Origin of the sequence: Streptomyces sp. NPDC014801, from assembly GCF_043082085.1 — a bacterium.
Taxonomy (GTDB): Bacteria; Actinomycetota; Actinomycetes; order Streptomycetales; family Streptomycetaceae; genus Streptomyces.
Genome location: NZ_JBIBXG010000007.1, coordinates 441,784 through 465,079, shown reverse-complemented (window position 1 = coordinate 465,079; position 23,296 = coordinate 441,784). Strand labels below are relative to the sequence as shown.

Genomic DNA, 23,296 nt, shown 5'->3' with positions numbered 1-23,296 from the left:
CTGATGGACGGCGCCTGCGCGGGGGCGTGCGGGGGATACATCGCAGGGAGGTGACCGACGGCCGGTGAGGAGTGGGTGGCGTGCGCGGGCTTGCGATGTGGGGTACGGCGCTGGCGGCGCTCGGCGTGGTCACGGCGGCGGGTCCGGCGGGCGCCGCCGGGACGGGGCTCTCGGCGGAGCCGGAGGCCCGAGCCGGGCAGGTGGTCAGGGGCGAGCAGGCCGAGCGCGCCGTGCAGGGCGGGCGGTCCGAACGGGCGGCGGGGGAGGCGGATCTCGCGTACCACGGGTCGGCGGAGCTGCGGCGGGGCCGGATCCGGGTCGAGCTGACGCCGCGCAACCACGGCCCCTCCGCGGTGCCGGAGGCGGCGGTCCGGCTGCGCTGGTCGGTTCCGCCGGCGCAGGACGCGCAGCGGCTGCCGGACGGGTGCGTGCGCACGGGGGAGCGGGACGTGGTGTGCCGCACGGGCGCGCTCGCCGCGGGCGAGGTGGGCGAGCGGATCACGCTGGACCTGCGGTTGCGCGGCCGGCCGGCGGAGGTACGGCTGGAGATCGGCACCCTGTGGGGCGGCGGCGTGGCGGACCACAACCGGGCGAACGACCGCCACGAGGTGCTGGTCCTGGACACCGGGGACGCGTACTCCTTCTGACCTCCGCGGGCCGCGACCGCGGCTGTCCCTGCGTCGTACGATTTCTGCATCACGCAAGCGAAGGGTGCGGTGGATGTCGCAGGACGCGCGGTCCCGGCTGCTGGAGGAGCTGTCGGGGGTCTCCCGCCGGTACATGGCCTCGTACGCGCTGTTCAACCAGGCCGTCGCGGACCACCTCGGGCTGCACCCCACGGACCTGCAGTGCCTGAACCTGCTCACGCTGGAGGCCGGCCCGGTGACGACGGGCCGGATCGCGGAGCTGACGGGCCTGACGACCGGTTCCGCGACCCGGCTGGTGGACCGGCTGGAGAAGGCCGGCTATGTGCGCCGCGAGCGGGACACGGCGGACCGGCGCAAGGTGCTGGTGGTAACCGTGCCGGACCGGATCGCCGAGTTCGGCCGCATGTGGGAGCGGCTGGGCGGCGGCTGGTACGCCCTCTTCGACGACCTGGACGACGCCGAACTCCGCGTCATCGTCGACCACATGCGCCGCACCACGGACTTCGGCACCCACCAGGTGGCCCGCCTGCGGGCTGGGGAGGTCTAGGCGGGGCGGCGGGCCCCGGTCGCCGGAGTCTCGCCAGGCGGTCAGACCGTCCGCATCGGGTCGTCCGTATCAGGCCGTCCGTATCAGGTCGTCCGTATCAGGTCGGCGTACAGGATGATGTTGTCCGGGCGGTGGCCGTCGCGCAGGTCGCCGCCGCAGGTGATGAGGCGTAGTTCGGGGCGGGTGGTGTCGCCGTAGACCTGGCGGGTGGGGAAGCGCTTCTTGTCGACCTGTTGCAGGGTGCGTACGGCGAAGACGGCGGCGTGGCCGTCGGCGCGGTCGACGGTAATGGTGTCGCCGGGCCTGACGCGGGCGACGTTGCGCAGGACCGCCGGGCCCTCGACCGTGTCGTAGTGGCCGATGAGGACGGCCGGGCCGGTCTGGCCCGGGGTGACGCCCTCCCGGTACCAGCCGATGCGGTCGGCCTGGGCGACGGACGGCACCTCGACGGTTCCGTCGGCGGCCAGCCCCAGGCTGAGGACGGGCGCGGTGTCGACGCCGGCCGCGGGGATACGGACGCGGACCGGCGTGGAGGCCGGCAGCGGGGCCGGCGGGGGCGATGCCGCAGCCGTGGCCGGTGGTGAGGCGGGCGCGGGCGGTGCGGAGGCGGCCAGGTGTGCGGCCGGGTCGTGCGCGGCCGGCGCGCTCGTGCCGTCGTGCAGGGCGGTGACCGTCATCCCGCCGCCGACGGCCAGCGCGGCCACGGCCGCCACCGCGATCCAGCGCAGTCGGCGGCGGGTGGGCGCGGACGGGGCGTCCTGGGCGGAGGGCGGGTGCATCGGGATTCCTCGGCTGGGCCCCTGTGGGCCGGGTGGGGGCTGGTTGGGGCCGGTGGGGCCGGTGGGGCGGGTGGGAGCGAGTGGGGACGCATCGGGCGGGCCGCCGGTGGAGTCCGGTGGCCCGCCCGGGGTGGGTGGGTGACGGGGGGTCAGACGCCCGCGCCGGCGCGGCGGCGGCGGCGCACCACGTAACCGAGGCCGATCACACCGGCCGCGGCGATGGCCGTACCGCCCACGAGCAGCGCGGTGTTCTGCTCACCGCCGGTGCCCTCCGCGCCCGCGGCCACACCGCCGGCCGGGACGACCTTGGTCTGGGTGGTCTTGGCGGCGGTCTGCGGCGTGCCCGTGGTGGTGCCCGTGCCCGTGCCGGTCGGCTTCGACGTGCCCGTGCCGGTGCCCTTGTCGGTGCCCGTGTTCACGCAGCCCTTGGGGAGCTTCGGGAAGGGGGTCTCGCGCCAGGGGGAGTCGCCGCCCTGGTTGTTGTCGAGGAAGACCGGGGAGGTGCCGTACGCGTTCTTGATCTTCAGGCCGTTGGCCGTGTCCTCCAGGCGGTGGCGGTCCACGGTGGACACCGCCCGGCCCTTGTCGTCCTTCAGGACGGCCTTCGGGCCGTTGGCCAGGCTGTTGGTCAGGTCGACCGTCCAGCCGCCGAAGCGGGAGGGGATGGTCTGCAGCACGGTGCACTTGCCGATGACGGTGACGCCGCCGGTCCCGGTGCCGGAGCCCGTCCCCGTACCGCTGCCCGTGCCGGTCCCCGTACCCGTGCCCGTGCCCGTCCCCGTACCGGTCCCGGAGCCGGTCCCCGTCCCGGAACCCGTGCCCGTGCCGCTGCCCGTGCCCGTCTGCACGCAGTCCTTCGGCAGGGCCGGGAACGGCGTCTCGCGCCACGGCGCCGGGTCGCCCTGGCTGCGGTCCAGGAAGACGGGGCTGACCGTGTCCGCGTTCTTGATCTTCAGGCCGTTGGTGAGGTCGGCCGGGTGGGCCCGGTCCACCGTGGCCACGGTGGCGCCCTTGTCGTCCTTCAGGACGGCCTTGGGGCCGTTGGCCAGGCTGTTGGTGAGGTCGACGGTCCAGCCGCCGAAGGCGGAGGGGATCGTCTGCGTCACCGTGCAGTGCGACGCGGAGCCGCCGTCGGCGGTGGTGCCCTGGCCGTCGGCGGCGAAGGCGGCGGCCGGGGCGAACAGGGCGCCGGCGAGCGCGGCGGTGGCGACGGCGGCGCGGAGGACGGAGCGGTGGCGCGGGAATGCGGCAGACATGGTGATCCCCCCAGGGACGGCAAAGTGGTGACGGCAGGAGATCGCCCCGCGCGGTGTTCCGTCCGGCCCCCCGGTCTCGGCCCTGGCGGTGTGCGATGCGTTCAGTCTGCCGATCGCATGACCTTGATCGATACGGGAACCGTCACCGCCCGGTAACAGCCTCTGGCCTGGTCATTCGCCGGGCTGCCCGCCGTTCTGGGCGTCGTAGCGCTCGCGGGCCGCGTGGACCTCGTCGAAGTGGGTCTCCGCCCAGTCCTTCACCGCCGTCAGCAGGGCGGCGAGGCTGCTGCCGAGCGGGGTGAGCGCGTAGTCGACGCGGACCGGGACGGACGGGGTGACGGCGCGGGTGAGGATGCCGTCGCGTTCGAGGGCGCGCAGGGTCTGGGTGAGCATCTTGGGGCTCACGCCGGCGATCTTGCGGCTGAGGTCGCTGTAGCGCAGGGGGCCGCCGGAGAGGGCGGCGACGACCAGGCTGACCCACTTGTCGCTGAGCCGGCCGAGGAGCTGGTTGGTGGGGCATTCGCGCAGGAAGGCGTCGTACGCGATGCGGGCCTGGTCGCGGCGCTGGGCGGCGGTCGTGGTCGCCATGGCTCTCCTCCGGGTGATGTACGCACCTTCAGGTAACTACTTCCCCCTGGATAGTAACTCTTCCTACGGTTGTTTCCACCGGACAGGAAGCAAGTCAAGTGCTTCGGAAACAGGGAGAGTTGCCATGCGTGCTGCAGTCGTGAGGACCTTCGGCGGACCGGAGGCCGTGGAGATCGTGGAGGCCGCTCTGCCGGAGCCGGGGGCGCGACAGGTGCGGATCAGGGTGGCCGCGAGCGCGCTGAACCCGGTCGACGCGGGCGTGCGCGCCGGTATGTTCGGCGGCGCCGGCAAGCAGATCGGGCTGGGCTGGGACGTCGCCGGCACGGTCGACGCGACCGGGGTCGCCTCGGCCTGGAACGTCGGTGACGAGGTCGTGGCGCTGCACCCCGGCGTGGCCGCGCCGCTCGGCGCCCACGCGGAGTACGTCGTCGTCGACACGGACGCGGTGGCGGCGGCCCCGGCCACGGTGGACGCCGTGCACGCGGCGGCCCTGCCGCTGAACGCGCTGACCGCCGTCCAGGCCCTGGATCTGCTGGAGCTGACGCCGGGCCGGTCGCTGCTGGTCACGGGGGCGGCCGGGGCGGTCGGCGGGTACGCCGTGCAGCTGGCCGCGCACCGGGGCGTCACGGTGACGGGGCTGGCCCGCGAGGGCGACGCGGAACTGGTGCGGTCGCTGGGCGCCGCGCATGTCACCGAGGGGACGGCGGGTGCCTTCGACGCGGTGCTGGACGCGGCGGTTCTCGGCGGGACGGCACTGGCGTGGGTGCGGGACGGCGGCGCGTACGCCGGAGTGATTCCGCAGGCCCAGCCCGCCTCCGAGCGCGGGGTGCGCACCACGGCGGTCGAGGTCGGCGCCGACGGGGCGCGGCTGGCGGAGCTGGTGCGGCTCGTGGACGACGGTGTGCTGACGCTGCGGGTGGCCGAGACGTTCGCCCTGGACGACGCGGCCAAGGCGCACGCCCGCCTCGCGGAGGGCGGGGTGCGTGGCCGCCTGGTGCTGGTGCCGTAGCGCCGGCCTCCTCTCCGCCCCCGACATCGTCGACGCCGTTGCCGCGCGGAGCACTCGCGGCGGAGTCCCGTCCACGGGGCCGGTGGATGCGGCCGCCCGAGGAGCCGACGACCGGTCCCGTGCGCGTCAGTGTCCGTGGCCCTCGGGTGCCCTGCGGGGCAGGAGGCGTACGAGGGGCAGGCAGGCGGTGACGGAGGCGGCGACCACGGTGAGGGTCACGGTCAGGGCGTGGCCCTCGCCGCCGTGCGGTACGGCGGCGAAGTACACCGTCGTCACGGCCGCCGCGCCGACCGCGTTGGCCAGCTGCTGCACGGCGTTGAGCGAGCCGCTCGCGCTGCCGGCCTCGTCGGGGGCGATGTCGCCGATGGTCACGTCGTAGACGGTGCCGAAGCAGGTGCCCATGCCGAGGCCGACCAGCAGCAGCGGCGGGACCAGCGACCACCCGCCGGGGGTGTCGTGCCGGGTGACGGCGAGCAGGCAGCCGCAGCCGGCGAGGAGCAGCAGCAGACCGGTGACGACGAGCCGGCGGCCGTGCGTGTGCAGGAGCCGGTGGCAGGCGATCGAGGCGACGACGATCCCGGCGCACAGCGGGATCAGGGCGAGCGCGGTGCCGGTGGGGGTGCGGCCGAGGCCGCGTTGCAGGTAGAGCGAGAGGGCGTAGAGCAGGCCGGCGACGGCGGCGAAGGCGACGACGCCGAGCAGCAGGCCCGAGGTGAAGCCGCGGTGGCGCAGCAGGCTGGGCCGGATGAGCGGCTCGGGGGCGGTGGACTGGCGGCGGGCGAACCCGGCGGACAGGGCGAGCCCGGCGAGGAGCAGGACGAGCGGGCGGCCCGCCCAGCCGTGGTCGGAGCCGTCGATGAGCCCGCCGAGCAGGCCGAGCATCGCCCCGGCGAGCAGGAGCGCGCCCGGGGTGTCGACGACCGTGCCGGGGGTGCCGGGGTCGCGGGGCAGCAGGCGGTGGGCGGCGGCCAGGGCGGCGCCGCCGAGGAGCAGGTTGATCAGGAACATCGGGCGCCAGCCGAGGCCGGCGAGGTCGGCGTCGACGAGGAAGCCGGCGAGGACCGGGCCGCCGACGGCGGACAGGCCCATGACCGGGCCGAACAGGCTGAACGCCTTGCCGATCTCCTCGCGCGGCCAGGTGGCGCCGAGGATGCCGAAGCCCTGGGGGATGAGCAGCGCCCCGAACGCGCCCTGGACGAGCCGGGCGGCGACGAGGACGGCCGGGGTGGGGGCGAGTCCGCAGGCCAGCGAGGCGGCGATGAACCCGGTGAGGCCGATGAGGAAGGTGCGCCTGCGGCCGTAGCGGTCACCGAGGCGGCCGCCGGGGACGAGCAGCACGCCGAGGGCGAGGGCGTAGGCGGCGCCGAGCCACTTCACGAGCGCGGCACCGCCGCCGAGGTCGGCGGTGATGGTCGGGGCGGCGATGTTGGTGATCGTCGCGTCGAGCAGGTCGAGCACGTCGGCGGCGAGCACGACGCCGAGGACTGCCCAACGGGCACGGGCGGTGAGCGGGGGGCTCTTGGAGTGTGCGTGATGCAGTGTCTGTGTCACGCAGATAAATATCGGGGGGTCGATGGCGGGCGTCAAGGTCTTTTCCGGCGGTGGCCGTGCGGCGGTCTCCGCGGGTGGCGGGCCCATGGTGCGCATACGTCGAGGTGGGCGGGGGTGTGGCCGTCGGGCGCACCCCTGGAGCGGAGAGGTGGAATATGGCGGCGGCGCTCACGGTTGGGCGGTATAGTTCAACAATCAACTAATTGGGGAGTGAGCGACCATGCAGTTCGGGATCTTCAGCGTGGGTGATGTCACGCCGGACCCCACCACGGGCCGGACGCCGACGGAGCGTGAGCGCATCAAGGCCATGGTCGCCATCGCGCTGAAGGCCGAGGAGGTCGGGCTGGACGTGTTCGCCACCGGTGAGCACCACAACCCGCCGTTCGTGCCCTCGTCCCCGACCACCATGCTCGGCTACATCGCGGCGCAGACCGAGAAGCTGGTCCTGTCCACCTCCACCACCCTGATCACCACCAACGACCCGGTGAAGATCGCGGAGGACTTCGCGATGCTCCAGCACCTGGCCGACGGCCGGGTGGACCTGATGATGGGCCGCGGCAACACCGGCCCGGTCTATCCGTGGTTCGGGCAGGACATCCGGCAGGGCATCAACCTCGCCATCGAGAACTACGCCCTGCTGCACCGCCTGTGGCGCGAGGACGTGGTGAACTGGGAAGGGAAGTTCCGCACGCCGCTGCAGGGCTTCACCGCCACCCCGCGCCCGCTGGACGGCGTACCGCCGTTCGTCTGGCACGGCTCCATCCGCTCCCCGGAGATCGCCGAGCAGGCCGCGTACTACGGCGACGGCTTCTTCCACAACAACATCTTCTGGCCGGCCGACCACACCAAGCGGATGATCGAGCTGTACCGCAACCGGTACGCCCACTACGGGCACGGCACGCCCGAGCAGGCCATCGTCGGCCTCGGCGGGCAGGTGTTCATGCGGAAGAACTCCCAGGACGCCGTCCGCGAGTTCCGGCCCTACTTCGACAACGCGCCCGTCTACGGCCACGGCCCCTCCCTGGAGGACTTCACCCGGGAGACCCCGCTGACCGTCGGCTCCCTGCAGCAGGTCATCGAGAAGACGCTGTCCTTCCGCGAGTACGCCGGCGACTACCAGCGCCAGCTGTTCCTGATGGACCACGCCGGGCTGCCGCTGAAGACCGTGCTGGAGCAGCTGGACCTGCTCGGCGAGGAGGTCGTGCCGGTGCTGCGCAAGGAGTTCGCCGCCGGCCGCCCGGCCGACGTGCCCGAGGCGCCCACCCACGCCTCGCTGCTCGCCACCGCCCGTCAGCAGACCGCCGGGTCGGAGCAGCAGCAGACCGTTGTGTCGGACCAGAAGCAGACCGCCGTGTCGGACCAGAAGGAGGCCGCCGTATGAAGCTCGTCGTCGTCTCGGCAGGGCTGAGCGTGCCCTCCTCCACCCGGCTGCTCGGCGACCGGCTGGCCGCCGCGACCGCCGGGCACACCGGGGCGGAGGTCCAGGTGATCGAGCTGCGCGACCTCGCCGTCGCGATCGCGCACATCTTCACCAGTGGCTTCCCCGGCACGGAGCTGTCCGCCGCGTTCGACGCCGTGACCGGCGCGGACGGGCTGATCGTGGTCACGCCGGTGTTCTCGGCGTCGTACAGCGGACTGTTCAAGTCCTTCTTCGACGCGCTCGGCGCGCACGACAAGGACGCGCTGGCCGGCAAGCCGGTGCTGGTCGCCGCGACCGGCGGCACCGCACGGCACTCCCTGGTGCTGGACCACGCGCTGCGGCCCCTGTTCGCCTACCTGCGCGCCGTCGTCGTCCCCACCGGCGTCTACGCCGCCTCCGAGGACTGGGGCGCGGAGGGCCTGCCCGAGCGGATCGAACGGGCGGCACGGGAACTGGGCGCGCTGATGAACGGCCTCACCACGGCCCGCCCGCCGGCCCAGCGGGACGCCTTCGAGGTCGTGCCCTTCGAGCAGCAGCTGGCGGCCCTGCGGCCTGCGGGCTGACGGAACGCGGGGGGGGGCGAAGCCGGGGCCGGTGTCGGACGGACCCCGGCTTCGGTGGGTTGTGGTGCGGGGTTGGGTGAGTCGGGGTGCGGGTTTCGTGGTGCGGGTTTGGGTGGGTCGGGGTTGCGGCTCGCGGTTCTGGCCTCGGTAGGGCGTGGTTGCGGCTCGCGGTTCTGGCTTCGGTGGGTCGTGGTTGCGGCTCGTGGTTCTGGCTTTGGTGGGGCGTGGTGTCCTGGTCAGGGGGTCCCCCGGGACGGTGAGAGCCGAGTAAGAAGGGTGATCGTCGCACCGCTCGCCCGGCCGTGCCGCCGGAGGCCTTGGCAGACTGGTCGCGTGCCCCAGACAGTGCTCCTCGCCGAAGACGACCGCGCCATCCGCCACGCCCTGGAACGCGCCCTGACCCTGGAGGGCTACCAGGTCACCGCGGTCGCCGACGGCGTGGAGGCGCTCGCCCAGGCCCACAAGTCCCCGCCGGACGTCCTCGTCCTCGACGTGATGATGCCCGGCATCGACGGACTGCAGGTCTGCCGCGTGCTGCGCGCCGAGGGCGACCGCACGCCCATCCTCATGCTCACCGCGCTGGTGGAGACCGCCGACCGGATCGCCGGCCTGGACGCGGGCGCCGACGACTACGTCGTCAAGCCGTTCGACGTCGAGGAGGTCTTCGCCCGGCTGCGCGCCCTGCTGCGCCGCACCCACCCCGACGCCCCCGCCCCCGCCCCGGCGCGCGAGGACCCGCAGCCGCCCGCGCGGCACATCGAGGCCGCCGGCATCCGCATGGACCCGCAGGCCCGCCGGGCCTGGCGCGGCGACCGCGAGCTGGAACTGACCCGCACCGAGTTCGAACTGCTGGAACTGCTCGTGCGCAACGCCGGCATCGTCCTCGACCACTCCACGATCTACGACCGCATCTGGGGCTACGACTTCGGCCCCGGCTCCAAGAACCTCGCCGTGTACGTCGGCTACCTGCGCCGCAAGCTCGACGAGCCCGGCGCCCCCCAGCTGATCCACACGGTGCGCGGCGTGGGTTACGTGCTGCGGGAGGACTGACATGGGGCGCGGGCGCCTGCGCCGCCTGGTGTCCGGGCGGCGGCCCGGACTGGTGTCCCTGCGCACCACGTTCGCCGTGTCCTTCGCCGCCGTCACCGCCGCCGTGACGGTGCTCGTCGGCATCCTGTCGTACAACGCCGCCGCACGGCTCGTGCGCGTCGACCAGCAGTCGGTGTTCGACGAGGTGGTGCACGACGTGCGCGACGAGGTGCGCCAGCACCGGATGTCCCCCGAGGACTTCTCCTCCTTGGCGCCCGGCCACGACGTGGTGCGCCCGGCCCGCACCAACGTGCAGGTGCTCGGCGCGGACGGCGCGGTCTCCGACAGCGGCAGCCCCGCGCTGCCCGTCACCGAGGCCGACCGCACCACAGCGGCCAGCCCGGGCGCCGGCCGGATGGTGCTGCACAAGGACGTCGACGTCGGCAGCGACGTGTACCGCATCGCGACCGTCTCCCTCGGTGGGAAGCGGGGCGCGGTGCAGGTCGCGCAGGAGTTCAGTGACACCGAGGACCTGCTGCGGGCGCTCCAGCAGCGCACGCTGATCCTGATGGCGGCCGTCGTGGTCGCGGCCGGTCTCTTCGGCTGGTGGCTGGCCCGGCGCATCACCCGGCGGCTGATCATCCTGACCGCCGCCGCGGAGGACGTCGCCCGCACCCGCCGGCTCGGCATCCAGGTGCCCGTCACCGGCTACGACGAGGTGGGGCGCCTCGGCCGCGCCTTCGACCGGATGCTGGGGCGGCTCGCGCAGTCCGAGGAGGACCAGCGGCGCCTGGTCCAGGACGCGGGCCACGAGCTGCGCACCCCGCTGACCTCGCTGCGGACCAACATCTCCCTGCTGAAGCGGATCGACGAACTGCCGCCGGGGTCGCGTGAGGAACTCGTCGCCGACCTCGGCCAGGAGGCCCGCGAGCTGACCGACCTGGTCAACGAGCTGGTCGACCTCGCCGCCGGGCAGTCCGACAGCGAGCCGCCGCAGCCGGTGGACCTCGCCGACCTCGCCGAGGACGTCGCGGGCCTCGCCCGACGCCGCACCGGGCGGGAGATCGTGCTGCGAGTGAGCGGCGAGACGACGACGTACGGGCGGCCGGGCATGCTGCAGCGGGCGGTGTCCAACCTGGTGGAGAACGCGGCGAAGTTCGACCGCGACGGCACCGGGCCGATCGAGATCAACGTGGCGGGGCCGGCGCGGCCGGGCACCGTGCGCGTCGAGGTGCTCGACCGGGGGCCGGGGATCGCCGACGCCGATCTGCTGCGGGTCTTCGACCGGTTCTACCGGGCCCCTGACGCGCGGTCCCTGCCGGGGTCCGGGCTGGGGCTGTCCATCGTGCGGGAGGTGGCCCTGGCGCACGGTGGAGCGCCGTTCGCTCAGCACCGGGAGGGTGGGGGCTCGGTGATCGGATTCACGGTGGCGGGGTCCCGCCGGGAGGAGGACGGGGGCGGGGGCGCGGGCTGACGGCGCGGGTGCCTGCGGCGGCTGTGCGGGTGGGTGCGGTTTCGTCGCCGGGTGCGGGTCCGTCGTGGCTTGTCGCGCAGTTCCCCGCGCCCCTGAATGCCTGCGGCGGCCCGTTCCTGTCCGGTGGGGGCTGATGTAGCGCCTTCTGCCGGTGGGTGGGTCGGGGCCGTGGTGGGGGGTGTCCGTCCTCGGTACGGCCTTACGTTTCTTCAAGAGGGCGCCCGAAGGCAATGCCGTCCGCTGCGGGCGGACACCCCCCACCACGTCCCCTTCTCGCCGCCGGCGACTGCGGGCCGTCGCCGCTACCTGCCTCCGTAGCTGCGGGCCGCCGTCTCGCGTAGCTGCGGGCAGTCGTGCCGCTGGGGCGGCACGGGTGGGCGCAGCGGCACCCCGCACCGCCGGGCCGCGCACCCCACGGCGGTCACCGCAACGCCGGGCACCGTACCCCCGGGGCACAAGCGCAGCGCAGCGCAGCGCACCGCAGCGTCAGGCGTCGTCGCGGCCCGTTCGGCGGGCGTACGCGCGGGCCGCTCGGGCGCGGTCGCCGCAGCGCACGGAGCACCACTGCCGGCGGCCGTGCCGGAGCAGGTAGCGGGTGCAGGGCGGCGAGCCGCACGCGGTGAGGCGCTCGGCGTCGGCGCCGGTGAGCAGCTCGGCGGCGTCCGCGGCGAGGGCCGCCAGCGCGTGTTCGAGGATCTGGGTCGTGGGGTGGGCGGACGCCCGGTGCAGGCCGCGCGTCGCGTCCCAGTGCAGCAGCGCCGCCGCCGGCGCCTTGGTCATCGCCTCGTTGACCGCGGCCAGCGCGCTCGCCGGCGCCGGATGCCCGTCGACCCGGGAGGCGATCAGGGCGCGGATCTGCTCGCGCAGCGAGCGCAGCTGGGCCGCGCACACCTCCCGCAGCCCGGCGTCGGCCGGGGCGAGGCCGTGCCCGGTGAGCCAGTGGCCCGCGTCCGCCGGGGTCGCGAGCAGGTCGAGCGTGTGCCCGCCCGGCAGGGCCATCGCGCTGTTGGCGAGGTCGAGGGCCGGGTACTGCTCGGCGCCCGGCGCGGGCGGGGCGGCCGGTTCCAGGGTCTCGGCGGGCGCGGAATCCGTCATGCATCTCATGGTACGGCTTGCGCCCATCCGTGAGACAGGACTACCGTCTCTCACGGATAGCCAATTGGTCATCCGTGAGACTCAGCTGTGAGGTGCTGCTCCGTGTCCGCTTCCGTGTCCTCGCCCGACGTCCCCGTCCACGTCCACGGCGGCCCCACCGCCCTCTTCGAGTACGGCGGCCTGCGCTTCCTCACCGACCCGACCTTCGACGAGCCCGGCACCTACCCGATCGGCGGCGGCCGCTCCCTGACCAAGCTCGCCCCGTCCCGCACCACCCCGGCCGCCCTCGGCCGCGTCGACGTCGTCCTGCTCTCCCACGACGAGCACCCCGACAACCTCGACCACGCGGGCCGCGCCCTGCTCGCGGACGTGCCGCTCACGCTCACCACGCCGGGCGGCGCCGCGCGGCTCGGCGGAACGGCCAAGGGCCTCGCCGACTGGGAGTCCGTCGCACTGGAGCGGCCCGGCGGCGGCACCCTGACGGTGACCGGCGTGCCCGCCGTGCACGGCCCCGGCGCCAAGGAGGAGGTCGAGCCGGTCACCGGCCAGGTCACCGGCTTCGTCCTGACCGGCGAGGGCCTGCCCACCGTCTACGTCAGCGGCGACAACGCCTCCCTGGACGCCGTCCGGGAGATCGCCGGCCGCTTCGGCCCCGTCGACACCGCGGTGCTGTTCGCGGGCGCGCCCCGCACCGGTCTCTTCGACGACGCGCTGCTCGTCCTGGACGCCGCCGGGGCCGCCGAGGCCACCCGTCTGCTCGGCGCCCGCCGGGTGGTCCCCGTCCACTGCGACAGCTGGGCCCACTTCACCGAGGGCCGCGAGGACATCGTCAAGGCCTTCGCCGACGCCGGGCTCGCGGACCGGCTCGTGGTGGACTGACCGACGCCCGGTCCGTGACGCCCGGCCCGTCACGCCCGCTCGTCGCGGGCCGGGTCTCGCGAAGGGCGGGCCGGTGGGGCAACGGCCCGCCCCGGCGCGTCGGTTACGGCGTCACCACCTTCCCGCCGAGCGTCACCACCAGGTGCCCGTCCGAGGCGAACGACCAGCCGAGGGCGCCGCTGTAGGAGGCGCAGCGGGAGCCGTTGGTGCCGGTCCAGAACTGGTTGGAGGCGTCCGCGTCACCGACGGTCTTGTCGTTGGAGCCGCTGACCGTGAACCGGCACGAGGTGTTGTCGCGGAACACCGACGTCCCCGTGTCCCAGGAGAAGTTGCGCTGGGCGTTGTCGATGCCGATGTTGCTCGAGACGGTCATCGAGCCGGGGTTGGAGTTGTACGTGAACCCGTGCTTGCCGTTCTTGTACGCGATGCTGTGCCGCACGACGTGGTCGACGGCGATGCCGTCCCCGCCGAGCTTGTAGCCGTTGCGGTCGCCGTTGGCGTTGACGGTGCCGTTTGAGAGGGTGCCGTTGGTGTACGACAGCGAGTACTCGATGGTCACCGGGCCGATCGCGCCCGTGTCGGTCTTGGTGTACAGGTCCCAGCCGTCGTCGATGTTGTTGTGGGACACGGCGTAGCGGAAGACGTTGCCCGTGCCGGTGGTCAGCTTCGCCGCGAACCCGTCCGCGTCCTCGCCGTCGGAGTCGGCGTTGTCGTGCGACTCGGCGCTCAGGATCAAGTTGTCCGACGGCCACTGGTCCTTCGGCGTGGTGGACGCGATCCGGCCGAGCTGCAGCCCGGTGTCGCGGTTGAAGCGGGTCACCGTGCGCTCGACGACGTTGTGGCTGCCGCCGACGTAGATCCCGTTGTCCCCGGCGTGCTCGACGACCAGGCCGTACAGGTGCCAGTAGGAGCCGAAGAGCTGCAGTCCGCGGTGGGCCGGGTCCTCGGTCTGCGCGGAGAAGTTCAGCACCGGAGTCTCGCCCGGGTAGGCGGACAGTGTGGTGCGGGCGGACGAGGTGCCGTCGGTGCCCAGCGGGATCGTGACGGTCGAGGAGTAGCTGTACGTCCCGCCGCGCAGGTAGATCGTGCCGCCGGGGGTGATGCGGCTGATCGCCGAGGGCAGCGTCGTCGGCGCGGACTGGGTCCCGGCGGCACCGTCGGTGCCGTTGGGTGCCACGTACAGCACCGGGCCCGTCGGCTGCGGGGTGGAGTCGGTGGTGGTGACGTCCAGGTAGTCGAGGTTGGGCAGGCCGCCCGAGGTGGTCGGGCTCAGCCGGACGGTGTTGCCGCCGGCGGCGAGCGGCACGGTCACCGTCTTGGTGACCCAGGCCGACCAGGAGCCGGTGGCCTCGAAGGACGGCGTCTGCACGGTCGTGCCGTTGACGATCAGCGAGGCGGGCCGCGCGCTGGTCGTCCCGTTGGCGAAGCGGATGTTCAGCGTCGCCGAGCCGGCGCTCGCGGCGTTCACCGTGAACTGGGCGTAGGCGCCGCTCGCGTTGGTGCCGTTGCAGAAACCGCTGCCGGAGTAGCCGCTCCAGTCGGAGTCGATCGTGCCCGTGCACACGGCCGGCGAGGACTCGGCCTCGTACCGCGCGGTGGCCGCCTGCGCGGACGTACCGGAGAGCGCGACGAGCGTGCCGGCCAGCAGGCCCACGGACGCGAGAAGTGGTCGGAGATGCATGCGGTCGCCTCCACAGGGGGGTCAGAGGAATGAACTGCCTGGGTGCTGGAAAGCGCTTTCAGGGACCGTAAGGTGGTGGTGTGGACACGTCAACGGTCTTGTCCATGATTGTTATTCAGATATGTGAATCGCGTCGGTCGTTGCCGCGGTGTGCGGTTCGGGTGACGCACGCCACACGGCTCCCGCGGAACTCACCCCGTCCCCGCCCCGACTCCTACCGCGCCACAGTCGTACGACGTGATCAGGAGGCGCAGTCGATGGACGCACCCCGGCGGAACCTCTCGCCCCCACCCGCCCTGTTCGGCTTCCTGCTGCTCCTCGTCGCGGTCTTCGCCGTCTCCTACGCCGTCGGGGCCGCCGTCGGACCGGTCTCGCCCGGTCTGCACGGCGGCCCGGCCGGCCACTCGCGACCCGGCGACGGCGATGCCGACGACATGGGCGGCATGCACGGCATGCACGGGGGAGGCCGCTGATGGCCGTCGAAGCGGGCAAGCCGCCGACGGTCGTCGAAGCGGGGAGGGGCCCTGCGGTCGCCGAACCGCTCGTCGTGCCGGTGACGACCGATCTCACCGTCGGCGGGATGACCTGCGCGGCCTGCGTGCGGCGGGTCGAGAAGAAGCTCGGCCGGCTGGACGGCGTCACCGCGACCGTCAACCTGGCCACTGGCCGGGCGCGGGTCAGTCACCCGCCGGATGTCAGCCCCGCGCAACTGGTCGCCGCCGTCGAGGGCGCGGGGTACACGGCCGCCCTCCCCGAACCGCCGCGGGAGCGGTCTCGCGCGGGGCGGAGTGCCGAGACCGAAGCCCTCGACCACGGGGGCTCCGGTCTCGACGGTGAGGACGCCGCCCGGCGGGAGCGGTTCCGGCTGTTCGTCACCGCACTGCTCGCCGTGCCGGTGCTCGTGCTGTCGATGGCGCCCGCGCTGCAGTTCCGCTGGTGGCAGTGGCTGTGTTGCGCGCTGGCCGCGCCGGTCGCCGTGTGGAGCGCATGGCCCTTCCACGTCCGGGCGGTCCGCGGGCTGCGGCACGCCGCGGCCACCATGGACACCCTGGTCTCGCTGGGCGTGGCGGCCTCCTTCTCCTGGTCGGCCTACGCCCTGTTCCTCGGCGGCGCGGGCGCGCCCGGGATGCGGATGCCGTTCGCCCTCCTGCCCTCCGCGTCGGACGGCGCCGCGCACCTCTACCTCGAAGCGGCCGTCGGCGTACCGCTGTTCGTGCTCGCCGGGCGGCTGCTGGAGGCCCGCGCCCGGCACCGCACCGGCGCGGCACTGCGCTCGCTCGCCCGGCTCACCGTCAAGGAGGTGACCGTCCGGGAGAGCGACGGCGGCGAACGGCTCGTCCCCGTCGAGGACTTGCGGGTCGGGCAGCTCTTCGTCGTACGGCCGGGGGAGCGGGTGGCCACCGACGGCGTGGTGCGTGAGGGCGCTTCCGCCGTGGACCTGTCCCTGATCACCGGGGAGAGCGAACCGGTCGAGGCCGGGCCCGGGTCGGCCCTGGTGGGCGGCGCGGTCAACGCGGGCGGACTGCTGCTCGTCGAGGCGACCGCCGTCGGCGACGGCACCCGGCTCGCCCGCATCGCGCGGCTGGTCGGCGACGCCCAGGCCGGCAAGGCGCGGGCGCAGCGGCTCGCCGACACCGTGGCCGGCGTCTTCGTCCCCGCCGTGCTCGCCCTCGCCGTCACCACGCTCGGCTTCTGGCTCGGCGTCGGGGCCGATCCGCAGGCGGCCGTCACCGCGAGCGTGGCCGTGCTCGTCGTCGCCTGCCCCTGCGCGCTGGGCCTGGCCACCCCGACCGCGCTCATGGCCGCGACCGGGCGGGGCGCACGGCTGGGGGTGCTGGTGTCCGGCCCGCGGGCCCTGGAGGGGCTCCGGCACGTCGACACCGTCGTCCTCGACAAGACCGGCACCCTCACGTCGGGCCGCATGACCGTCACCCGCGTCACCGCCGTACCGGGCGGGCTGGGCCGGGACGCCGTCCTGCGCCTGGCCGGCGCGGTCGAGCAGGGCTCCGAGCACCCGCTGGGCCGTGCGATCGCCGCGCACGCCCGGGCCGGGGAGGGGGCCCGGCAGGACCCGCCGGGGCGGGAGCGCGGTGCGCAGGACCGGGCCGGGCAGGGGGCAGGACGCCCGTCGAGCGAGGCGGTCGGCGCGGCCGGCCGGCCGGAACCGCTGCCGGACGTCCGGGACTTCGCCGCCCTGCCGGGGCATGGCGTACGGGGCCGGGTCGAGGGGCGGATCGTCGAAGTGCTCGCCCCCGACGGGGCGTTGCCGCCCGCGCTCGCGGACGCGCTGCGCGGGGCCGAGGACGCCGCCCGCACGGCCGTCGTGGTCCGGGTGGACGGAAGCACCGAGGCGCTGATCGAGGTGGGCGACACCGTACGGCCCGGCAGCTACCGCGCCGTGGACCGGCTGCGCCGGCTCGGCGTGCGGCCGGTCCTCGCCACCGGTGACCGTGAGGCGCCCGCGCGGGCCGTCGCCGCGGCCCTCGGCATCGACGAGGTCCACGCCCGCTGCGGTCCCGAGGACAAGGCCGCCCTCGTACGGCGGTCGCGGGAGCGCGGGCACCGGGTGGCCGTCGTCGGCGACGGCGTGAACGACGCCGCCGCGCTGGCCGGCGCCGACCTCGGCATCGCCATGGGCGGCGGCACCGACGTGGCCATCGGCGCGGCCGACGTGACCCTGGTGCGCGGCGACATCGACGCCCTCGCGGACGCGGTCCTCCTCGCCCGGCGCACGCTCGGCACGATCCGCGCCAATCTGCTGTGGGCCTTCGGCTACAACGCCGTCACCCTGCCGCTCGCCGTGGTCGGCCTGCTGAACCCCATGCTCGCCGCGGCCGCCATGTCCGCCAGCTCCGTGCTGGTGGTGGCCAACAGCCTGCGCCTGCGCGGATGGCAGCCCCCGGGGCGCGGGCGGGCGCCGTACCGGCCCGCGGGCCGGGGGAGCGGCGCCGGGCCGCGGGCGCGCGGAGCCGACCGGTGAACGCGGCGTACGACCGTGGGTCGTGGCGGCCCACCCGGCCGCGGGTCACCGAAGCGCTGCGCGCGGCCCTCGCACCCCTCGCGGTGTCCGCGCTCGCCCTCGGCGGGCTCACCGCCTGGACCGTTGCCGGGCAAGCGGGGAGCCCGCCCCGGATCACCGTCACGTCCGGGCGGGTCTTCCTGCCGTACGGCGACACCACCCCCACCGCCGCGTTCTTCGACCTCGCCAACCTCGGCGGCACCGACGACCGGCTCGTCGCCGTCACCTCCCCGGCCGCCGACGGCACCCCCTCCCTCAGCCGGCACCGCGCCGCCGGCGCCGGGACCGCCGCCAAGGCCGAGGTGGACGCGGCCACCGTCCCGGCGGGCGGCACCCTGGCGATGTCAGCCCACGGCGTCGACGTCACCCTGCGTGCGCGGGCCGGGTGGCGGGTGGGCGACCGCGTGCCGTTCACCCTGCGCTTCCGGCACAGTGGCGCGATCGACGCCGTAGCCGTCGTGGTGCGACCGGGCGGTCGTACACCGTGACGGCCGGCCATCTCGTGTGCACGGCCACGTGGTTGACCGTCCGTCGGCTGACCGTCCGTCGGCTGACCGTCCGTCGGGTGGCCGGTCGCGGTCGTGGCCGGTCCAGGTGCGGTCGAGTGCGAGTCGACCGGGGTCGTATTCCGTACATATCCGGGACGGCCGGCGCCCGGATGCGAGGATGAGACGCCATGACTGCTGGGTGGTGTGCGCGCACGGTACGGGCCGCGGTGTTCGCGGCCGTCTGTGTGCTGCTCGCCGCCCTGGGCCACGTCCTGATGTCCGGCCGTGACGTGCCGGCCTGGGCGCTGGCCGCCGGCGCGGCCGTCACCGCCGCCGCGGGCTGGTGCATGGCGGGACGCGAACGCGGCCTGCCCGCGATCGTGGCCGTCGTCGTCACCGCCCAGGCTTTGCTGCACCAGGCCTTCGAACTCGCCCAGTCGGCGACCGGCGGCGGACCGCTGCCGACCGGTTCCGGGGGGTCCGCAGCCTCCATGTCCACCATGGGCTCGATGTCCGCCATGGGCTCGATGGAGTCCATGGGGGCGGGTCACATGGCCCACATGGCTCATATGGCCCACATGGCACATATGGGTCACATGGCGCCCCTGCCACGGCACTTGACGCCGATGGAACCCGCGAGCCCCATGGACATGCACTCCATGACCGGCTCCGCCTCCCTCGGCATGTACGCCGCCCACCTGCTCGCCGCGCTGCTGTGCGGACTGTGGCTGGCGTACGGCGAGCGGGCGGCGTTCCGCATCCTGCGGGCCGTCGCCGGGTGGCTGGCCGCCCCGCTGCGGCTGCTGCTCGCACTGCCCGTCGCCGCCGACCGGCCGCGCCCGATGCCGCGCCGGCCTCGCTCGGACCGGGCGCCGCGGCTGCTGCTCCTCGTCCATGCGATCACTTCCCGGGGACCACCCGTGGGGACCGCTGTCGCCTGACGACAGCCGGATTCCCGGGGCCGCCCGTGCGCGCCCCGGCCACGGCCGTACGCCCACCCGCTCCGGCGCACCGACGCCCGGGCCGGTGCCGTAGGGCCGCCCTCCCCTTTCACCGGACCCACCCGCGCGTGACCGCGGCACGAGCCACGTGACACGTGGTCAAGTCCCACGCAGTCGCGTGTCTACGTGCCTACGGGCTCACGTACCCACGTGCCGGGCCGGCGACGTGACGACGCGTACCCCGCGTGTGTCCGCGCGCCCGCGCCCCCGCGTGCCCCGGGTCCGGACCAGGTCGACCCGAGAAGGACACCAGGCGATGACCCTTGCCCTGCCCACTTCCGCCCTGCCCACCCCTGCCCTTCCCCTCCCCACCTCGTCCGCCCCCTCCGCCCCGCCCGCCCCCTCCGCGCCGTCCGCCCCCTCCGCGCCGTCCGAGCCGTGCGGTGCGCGGGACGACGGCGGGGCGTCGGCGTCCACGACGGACGAGGCGATCACCGCGTGGGCGCTGGCCGCGCGCGGCGGCGACGCGGAGGCGGTGGAGCGGTTCGTGCGGGCCCTGCACCGCGACGTCCAGCGTTACGTCGCCCACCTGTGCGCCGATCCCCAGGCTGTGGACGACCTCGCCCAGGACACGTTCCTGCGCGCGCTCGGCAGCCTGCACCGGTTCCAGGGGCGTTCCTCGGCGCGCGCCTGGCTGCTGTCCATCGCCCGCCGGGCCGTCGTGGACAGCTACCGGTACGCCTCCGCCCGGCCGCGCCTGTCGGACGTGGCCGACTGGCAGCTGGCCGTCGAACGGGCCCAGCCGTGCGACCTGCCCGGCTTCGACGACGGCATCGCGCTGCTGGACCTGCTGGCGTCGCTGCCGGACGACCGCCGTGAGGCGTTCGTGCTCACCCAGCTCCTCGGCCTGCCCTACGCGGAGGCGGCCGAGGTCAGCGACTGCCCGATCGGCACGGTCCGTTCCCGCGTGGCGCGGGCCCGGGCGACCCTGATCGATCTGCTGGCCACGGAGCCCGCCGCGCTGGCGGCGGCCTGAACCGCGGAGGACGGCCCCGCGACAGGCGGCCCGAACCGGGGGAGAGGACCCCGGGCCGTAGCGGGAACGAAGCCGTGCCGGACGCCGGGAACTCGGCGCGGCTTCCCTCCGACTACTGGACCGGGTGACGGGGGTCGCCCGTCTGCCGAGTGGATTCCGGGAGTTGTTCGATGCGTGCTCGTTCGCGTTCTCGTGTGTGGGGCGGTACGGCGGCCGTCGTGCTGGGCGGCCTGCTGGCGGCCGGCTGCGGCGGCGGGGGGAAGGACACCGCGGACCCGGCGGGCGCCCGCGCCGGGCAGGCCGTCTCCGGCGGGTACCCGGTGACCGTGACCGACTGCGCCGGCGCGCGGACCACCTTCACCGGGCCCCCGCGCAAGATCGTCACCAGCAACGCGTCCGCCCTGGAACTGCTGCTGCGCCTCGGCGCCGGCGACCGGGTGATCGGCACCGGCTTCCCGCCCGGCCCGGGCTCCCTGCCCGCCGCCCTGGACGCGCGGGCGCGGAAGGTGCCGGTGCTCAGCGACACGGTCGTCCCGAAGGAGAAACTGCTCGGCTCCGGCGCCGACCTCTACATCGACACCTTCGCCTCCATGGGCGGCATGGGCGGCGGCATGGGGGACGCGCCGACCGAGGAGGAGTTCAAGGCGGCCGGGATCCGGCACATCCAGCTGAAGTCCACCGCCTGCGCGGCGCGCGGCAGGGCCCCGGTGACCGACCTGTCCGCAGTGGAGGCCGACATCACCTCCCTCGGCGCGGTCACCGGCACGAGCGCCCGGGCGCGGGAACTCGTCGCCGGCATGCGGGCGAAGGTCGCCGCCGTGCGCAAGGCCGTCGCGGGGGCGCCGCGCCCGACGTACTTCTTCTTCGACTACGACGCCGGCACCAAGCAGCCCACCGTCGTCTGCAACCGCCAGGTGGCGAACGCGGTGATCACCCTGGCCGGGGCGCGCAACGTCTTCGCCGACTGCGACGGCGACTACCGGCAGACCGGCTGGGAGGACGTCATCGCGCGCAACCCCGACTGGATCCAGCTCGGCGTGCGCGACCGGGGCGGTGCGGCGGCGAACGCGCGGGCCTTCGACGAGGCCGAGCGGTGGCTGCGCGACAACCCGGCGACCAGCGGGCTGAAGGCGGTCCGCGAAGGCCACTTCGTGCGCGTGGGCTCGGAGTCGACCACCATCGCGGGCGTCGGGAACGCCGACACGGTCCAGGCGATCGCCCGCGCCGTCCACCCCGACCGGACGGACGCGCTCCGACCGGGCCGCGCGAGCGATCAGGCCGGTCCCGGCCGTCCCGGTCAGGCGAGCCCCGACGGCCCCGGCCAGGTGAGCGGCCAGGCGGACGCCGACCGTTCCACCCCGGCTGCCGCCGCCCGACCCGGCCAGGACGGCTGACCATGGCGCTCACCCTGCCGCGCCGCAAGGCGGCCGGCGGCGAGACGCGGGCCGCGGTGCCCGCCGGGCCGCTGGCCCTGGTCCTCGCCGTGGCGCTGCTCGCGGCGCTGACGGCAGCCGTCGCCTGCGGCTCGACGTCCGTCCCGGCCGCCGAGGTGTGGAGCGTCGTCGGGCGCAGGCTGTCCGGGGCGGCGCCGCGGCCCGGCACCAGCGACCTCATCGTCTGGCAGCTGCGGGTCCCGCGCGCCCTGCTCGCGGCCCTCGTCGGCGCCGGGCTCGGGCTCGTCGGTACGGCCGTGCAGGCGCTGGTGCGCAACCCGCTCGCCGACCCCTACCTGCTGGGCATCTCCAACGGCGCCTCGCTCGGCGCGGTCGCCGCGATCGTGCTCGGCGCCGGCGCGGGCGGCGCGTTCGGACTGGGGCTGTCCGGCGCCGCGTTCGCCGGGGCGCTGGCCACGTTCGCGCTGGTGTGGGCGGTGGCCCGGCGGGGCGGCGGGTTCGCGCCGCTGCGGCTGGTGCTGGCCGGGGTGGCGATCGGGCAGTTCCTGTCCGGCTTCACCAGCTACCTGGTGCTGCGCACCGGGGACGAACAGCAGACGCACAGCGTGCTGTTCTGGCTCATGGGCAGCCTCGGCGGCGCGACCTGGCAGCTGCTCGCCGTCCCCGCCGTCGCCGTACCGCTGGCGCTGCTGTGGCTGCTGGCGCGCGCCCGCGGGCTGAACGCCCTGCTGATGGGCGACGAGACGGCCGCCGGGCTCGGTGTGGACGTGACGCGGCTGCGCCGGGAGCTGTTCACCGCGACCAGCGTCCTCACCGGCGTCCTGGTCGCCGTCTCCGGCGCGATCGCGTTCGTCGCCCTGATGGTGCCGCACGCCTGCCGGCTGCTGGTCGGCGGCGACCACCGGCGGCTGCTGCCGGTGGCGGCGCTGTCCGGGGCGCTGCTGCTGGTCGTCGTCGACCTGGTGTGCCGTACCGCGCTGGCCACGCAGGAACTGCCGGTCGGCGTGGTCACCTCGCTCGTCGGGGCCCCGGCCCTGCTGTACCTGCTGGACCGGCGCCTGGGGGGCGAGGGATGAGGATCGACGTCGAGGACCTGCACGTCGCCTACGCCGGCCGTACGGTCGTCGCGGGCGCCCATCTGATCGCTCGGGCCGGCGAGATCACCGGACTCGTCGGCCCGAACGGCAGCGGCAAGTCCACCCTGCTGCGCGCGGTGTACCGGCACCTGAAGCCCGTCGCCGGGCGGGTCCTGCTCGACGGCACCGACCTGCGCGAGCTGACCCCGGCGCGGTCGGCCCGGCACGTGGCGGCGCTGCCGCAGGAGCGGGGCGGCGACTTCGAGCTGACCGTGCGCGAGGTCGTCGCCATGGGCCGTACGCCCTACAAGCGGGCCTTCGCCGGGGAGGACGCCACCGACCGGGACCTGGTCGCCGGGGCGCTGGCCGGGGTGGGCATGGCGGCGGCCGCCGGGCGCCGCTTCACCGCGCTGTCCGGCGGGGAGCGCCAACGGGTGCTGCTGGCCCGGGCGTTCGCCCAGGACCCGGACGTCCTCGTGCTCGACGAGCCGACCAACCACCTCGACATCCGCCACCAGGTGGAACTGCTGGCCCTGCTGCGCGCCCAGCGCCGTACGACGCTCGTGTCGCTGCACGACCTGAGCGCCGCCGCGTCCGTCTGCGACCGGCTGCACGTGCTGCACGGCGGTGCGGTCGTGGCCTCCGGCCCGCCCCGCGAGGTGCTCACGCCCGCCCTCCTGGCCGAGGTGTTCGGGGTGCGGGCGGCCGTCGTCGAGCACCCCCTCACCGGGGACCCGCTGATCGCCGTCGACCACCGGGCACCGGCGCCCGCGCCGGGGGACGCCGTGGCGGTGGAGCGGTGACGGCGGGCATACCCGGGCCCG

At 74.9% G+C, this 23,296-nt stretch carries 22 protein-coding genes; 16 read left to right on the top strand and 6 right to left on the bottom strand.

Going from position 1 to position 23,296, the window contains the following annotated elements:
* The first annotated feature begins 80 nt into the window (after nucleotides 1-80).
* A complete protein-coding gene (locus tag ACF1AL_RS19695; protein WP_391826650.1) occupies nucleotides 81-647 on the top strand; it encodes a hypothetical protein in 567 nt (188 codons plus the stop codon).
* Between the two features lie 73 nt (nucleotides 648-720).
* Nucleotides 721-1,194, top strand: coding sequence for a MarR family winged helix-turn-helix transcriptional regulator (locus ACF1AL_RS19690; RefSeq protein WP_391706906.1), 474 nt, complete (start codon nucleotides 721-723; stop codon nucleotides 1,192-1,194).
* An 83-nt stretch (nucleotides 1,195-1,277) separates the two neighbouring features.
* On the opposite strand, the gene ACF1AL_RS19685 is transcribed toward ACF1AL_RS19690, so the two are convergent.
* The 3 genes from ACF1AL_RS19685 to ACF1AL_RS19675 form a co-directional block, all read right to left on the bottom strand.
* Nucleotides 1,278-1,973, bottom strand: a complete 696-nt coding sequence (locus ACF1AL_RS19685) for a class F sortase (protein ID WP_391826648.1) — start codon at nucleotides 1,971-1,973, stop codon at nucleotides 1,278-1,280.
* A gap of 149 nt (nucleotides 1,974-2,122) precedes the next feature.
* Nucleotides 2,123-3,229 (bottom strand): LPXTG cell wall anchor domain-containing protein, encoded by a 1,107-nt coding sequence (locus tag ACF1AL_RS19680; protein ID WP_391826646.1) that lies wholly within the window; start codon nucleotides 3,227-3,229, stop codon nucleotides 2,123-2,125.
* A 171-nt stretch (nucleotides 3,230-3,400) separates the two neighbouring features.
* The gene (locus tag ACF1AL_RS19675) at nucleotides 3,401-3,817 is read right to left on the bottom strand and encodes a helix-turn-helix domain-containing protein (RefSeq protein ID WP_366842060.1); all 417 of its coding nucleotides are present in this window, start codon (nucleotides 3,815-3,817) and stop codon (nucleotides 3,401-3,403) included.
* A gap of 124 nt (nucleotides 3,818-3,941) precedes the next feature.
* Here ACF1AL_RS19675 and ACF1AL_RS19670 point away from each other — a divergent pair, with 124 nt between their 5' ends.
* Nucleotides 3,942-4,826 (top strand): NADP-dependent oxidoreductase, encoded by an 885-nt coding sequence (locus ACF1AL_RS19670; protein WP_391826644.1) that lies wholly within the window; start codon nucleotides 3,942-3,944, stop codon nucleotides 4,824-4,826.
* Nucleotides 4,827-4,952: 126 nt separating this feature from the next.
* Here ACF1AL_RS19670 and ACF1AL_RS19665 read toward each other — a convergent pair whose 3' ends face one another.
* Nucleotides 4,953-6,377, bottom strand: coding sequence for an MFS transporter (locus tag ACF1AL_RS19665; RefSeq protein ID WP_391826642.1), 1,425 nt, complete (start codon nucleotides 6,375-6,377; stop codon nucleotides 4,953-4,955).
* A gap of 220 nt (nucleotides 6,378-6,597) precedes the next feature.
* On the opposite strand from ACF1AL_RS19665, the gene ACF1AL_RS19660 reads away from it, so the two are divergent.
* The 4 genes from ACF1AL_RS19660 to ACF1AL_RS19645 all read left to right on the top strand — a co-directional run bounded on the left by ACF1AL_RS19660 (nucleotide 6,598) and on the right by ACF1AL_RS19645 (nucleotide 10,863).
* Nucleotides 6,598-7,758: an LLM class flavin-dependent oxidoreductase gene (locus ACF1AL_RS19660; protein ID WP_391826640.1), complete on the top strand. Its 1,161-nt coding sequence runs from the start codon at nucleotides 6,598-6,600 to the stop codon at nucleotides 7,756-7,758.
* Nucleotides 7,755-8,360, top strand: a complete 606-nt coding sequence (locus tag ACF1AL_RS19655; RefSeq protein ID WP_391781120.1) for an FMN reductase — start codon at nucleotides 7,755-7,757, stop codon at nucleotides 8,358-8,360. Before ACF1AL_RS19660 ends, ACF1AL_RS19655 begins: the two co-directional genes overlap by 4 nt.
* Nucleotides 8,361-8,693: 333 nt before the next feature.
* Entirely contained in the window at nucleotides 8,694-9,410 is a 717-nt protein-coding gene (locus tag ACF1AL_RS19650) for a response regulator transcription factor (protein ID WP_366842053.1), read from the top strand.
* A gap of 1 nt (nucleotide 9,411) precedes the next feature.
* On the top strand, nucleotides 9,412-10,863 hold the full coding sequence (locus tag ACF1AL_RS19645; RefSeq protein ID WP_391821824.1) for an ATP-binding protein: 1,452 nt from the start codon (nucleotides 9,412-9,414) through the stop codon (nucleotides 10,861-10,863).
* 486 nt (nucleotides 10,864-11,349) lie between these two features.
* On the opposite strand, the gene ACF1AL_RS19640 is transcribed toward ACF1AL_RS19645, so the two are convergent.
* Nucleotides 11,350-11,967, bottom strand: a complete 618-nt coding sequence (locus ACF1AL_RS19640; RefSeq protein WP_391826702.1) for a CGNR zinc finger domain-containing protein — start codon at nucleotides 11,965-11,967, stop codon at nucleotides 11,350-11,352.
* A 93-nt stretch (nucleotides 11,968-12,060) separates the two neighbouring features.
* Here ACF1AL_RS19640 and ACF1AL_RS19635 point away from each other — a divergent pair, with 93 nt between their 5' ends.
* Nucleotides 12,061-12,837: an MBL fold metallo-hydrolase gene (locus tag ACF1AL_RS19635; protein ID WP_391826638.1), complete on the top strand. Its 777-nt coding sequence runs from the start codon at nucleotides 12,061-12,063 to the stop codon at nucleotides 12,835-12,837.
* A gap of 103 nt (nucleotides 12,838-12,940) precedes the next feature.
* On the opposite strand, the gene ACF1AL_RS19630 is transcribed toward ACF1AL_RS19635, so the two are convergent.
* Nucleotides 12,941-14,518, bottom strand: a complete 1,578-nt coding sequence (locus ACF1AL_RS19630; protein WP_391826636.1) for a carbohydrate-binding protein — start codon at nucleotides 14,516-14,518, stop codon at nucleotides 12,941-12,943.
* 257 nt (nucleotides 14,519-14,775) lie between these two features.
* Between ACF1AL_RS19630 and ACF1AL_RS19625 the strand changes: the two genes are divergently transcribed.
* The 8 genes from ACF1AL_RS19625 (at nucleotide 14,776) to ACF1AL_RS19590 (ending at nucleotide 23,275) form a co-directional block, all read left to right on the top strand.
* Entirely contained in the window at nucleotides 14,776-14,991 is a 216-nt protein-coding gene (locus ACF1AL_RS19625; RefSeq protein ID WP_391826634.1) for a hypothetical protein, read from the top strand.
* Between the two features lie 107 nt (nucleotides 14,992-15,098).
* Nucleotides 15,099-17,498: a heavy metal translocating P-type ATPase gene (locus ACF1AL_RS19620; protein ID WP_391826700.1), complete on the top strand. Its 2,400-nt coding sequence runs from the start codon at nucleotides 15,099-15,101 to the stop codon at nucleotides 17,496-17,498.
* Nucleotides 17,495-18,025 (top strand): copper chaperone PCu(A)C, encoded by a 531-nt coding sequence (locus ACF1AL_RS19615; protein WP_391826632.1) that lies wholly within the window; start codon nucleotides 17,495-17,497, stop codon nucleotides 18,023-18,025. The genes ACF1AL_RS19620 and ACF1AL_RS19615 overlap by 4 nt, the downstream gene beginning before the upstream one ends.
* Nucleotides 18,026-18,213: 188 nt before the next feature.
* Nucleotides 18,214-18,966: a hypothetical protein gene (locus ACF1AL_RS19610; protein WP_391826630.1), complete on the top strand. Its 753-nt coding sequence runs from the start codon at nucleotides 18,214-18,216 to the stop codon at nucleotides 18,964-18,966.
* 316 nt (nucleotides 18,967-19,282) lie between these two features.
* Nucleotides 19,283-20,002, top strand: coding sequence for a sigma-70 family RNA polymerase sigma factor (locus ACF1AL_RS19605; RefSeq protein WP_391826628.1), 720 nt, complete (start codon nucleotides 19,283-19,285; stop codon nucleotides 20,000-20,002).
* A gap of 170 nt (nucleotides 20,003-20,172) precedes the next feature.
* Nucleotides 20,173-21,396, top strand: coding sequence for an ABC transporter substrate-binding protein (locus ACF1AL_RS19600; protein WP_391826626.1), 1,224 nt, complete (start codon nucleotides 20,173-20,175; stop codon nucleotides 21,394-21,396).
* A 2-nt stretch (nucleotides 21,397-21,398) separates the two neighbouring features.
* Entirely contained in the window at nucleotides 21,399-22,472 is a 1,074-nt protein-coding gene (locus tag ACF1AL_RS19595) for a FecCD family ABC transporter permease (protein ID WP_391826624.1), read from the top strand.
* Nucleotides 22,469-23,275, top strand: coding sequence for an ABC transporter ATP-binding protein (locus ACF1AL_RS19590; RefSeq protein ID WP_391826622.1), 807 nt, complete (start codon nucleotides 22,469-22,471; stop codon nucleotides 23,273-23,275). Before ACF1AL_RS19595 ends, ACF1AL_RS19590 begins: the two co-directional genes overlap by 4 nt.
* Nucleotides 23,276-23,296: the final 21 nt, after the last annotated feature.

Excerpts from the sequence above, each read along its gene's own strand:
- ACF1AL_RS19640 (WP_391826702.1), bottom strand. The coding sequence starts at position 11,967 with ATGAGATGCATGACGGATTCCGCGCCCGCCGAGACCCTGGAACCGGCC.
- ACF1AL_RS19685 (WP_391826648.1), bottom strand. The coding sequence starts at position 1,973 with ATGCACCCGCCCTCCGCCCAGGACGCCCCGTCCGCGCCCACCCGCCGC.
- ACF1AL_RS19670 (WP_391826644.1), top strand. The coding sequence starts at position 3,942 with ATGCGTGCTGCAGTCGTGAGGACCTTCGGCGGACCGGAGGCCGTGGAG.
- ACF1AL_RS19680 (WP_391826646.1), bottom strand. The coding sequence starts at position 3,229 with ATGTCTGCCGCATTCCCGCGCCACCGCTCCGTCCTCCGCGCCGCCGTC.
- ACF1AL_RS19620 (WP_391826700.1), top strand. The coding sequence starts at position 15,099 with ATGACCTGCGCGGCCTGCGTGCGGCGGGTCGAGAAGAAGCTCGGCCGG.
- ACF1AL_RS19675 (WP_366842060.1), bottom strand. The coding sequence starts at position 3,817 with ATGGCGACCACGACCGCCGCCCAGCGCCGCGACCAGGCCCGCATCGCG.
- ACF1AL_RS19645 (WP_391821824.1), top strand. The coding sequence starts at position 9,412 with ATGGGGCGCGGGCGCCTGCGCCGCCTGGTGTCCGGGCGGCGGCCCGGA.
- ACF1AL_RS19595 (WP_391826624.1), top strand. The coding sequence starts at position 21,399 with ATGGCGCTCACCCTGCCGCGCCGCAAGGCGGCCGGCGGCGAGACGCGG.
- ACF1AL_RS19605 (WP_391826628.1), top strand. The coding sequence starts at position 19,283 with ATGACCCTTGCCCTGCCCACTTCCGCCCTGCCCACCCCTGCCCTTCCC.
- ACF1AL_RS19690 (WP_391706906.1), top strand. The coding sequence starts at position 721 with ATGTCGCAGGACGCGCGGTCCCGGCTGCTGGAGGAGCTGTCGGGGGTC.
- ACF1AL_RS19630 (WP_391826636.1), bottom strand. The coding sequence starts at position 14,518 with ATGCATCTCCGACCACTTCTCGCGTCCGTGGGCCTGCTGGCCGGCACG.
- ACF1AL_RS19660 (WP_391826640.1), top strand. The coding sequence starts at position 6,598 with ATGCAGTTCGGGATCTTCAGCGTGGGTGATGTCACGCCGGACCCCACC.
- ACF1AL_RS19600 (WP_391826626.1), top strand. The coding sequence starts at position 20,173 with ATGCGTGCTCGTTCGCGTTCTCGTGTGTGGGGCGGTACGGCGGCCGTC.
- ACF1AL_RS19610 (WP_391826630.1), top strand. The coding sequence starts at position 18,214 with ATGACTGCTGGGTGGTGTGCGCGCACGGTACGGGCCGCGGTGTTCGCG.
- ACF1AL_RS19625 (WP_391826634.1), top strand. The coding sequence starts at position 14,776 with ATGGACGCACCCCGGCGGAACCTCTCGCCCCCACCCGCCCTGTTCGGC.
- ACF1AL_RS19655 (WP_391781120.1), top strand. The coding sequence starts at position 7,755 with ATGAAGCTCGTCGTCGTCTCGGCAGGGCTGAGCGTGCCCTCCTCCACC.
- ACF1AL_RS19590 (WP_391826622.1), top strand. The coding sequence starts at position 22,469 with ATGAGGATCGACGTCGAGGACCTGCACGTCGCCTACGCCGGCCGTACG.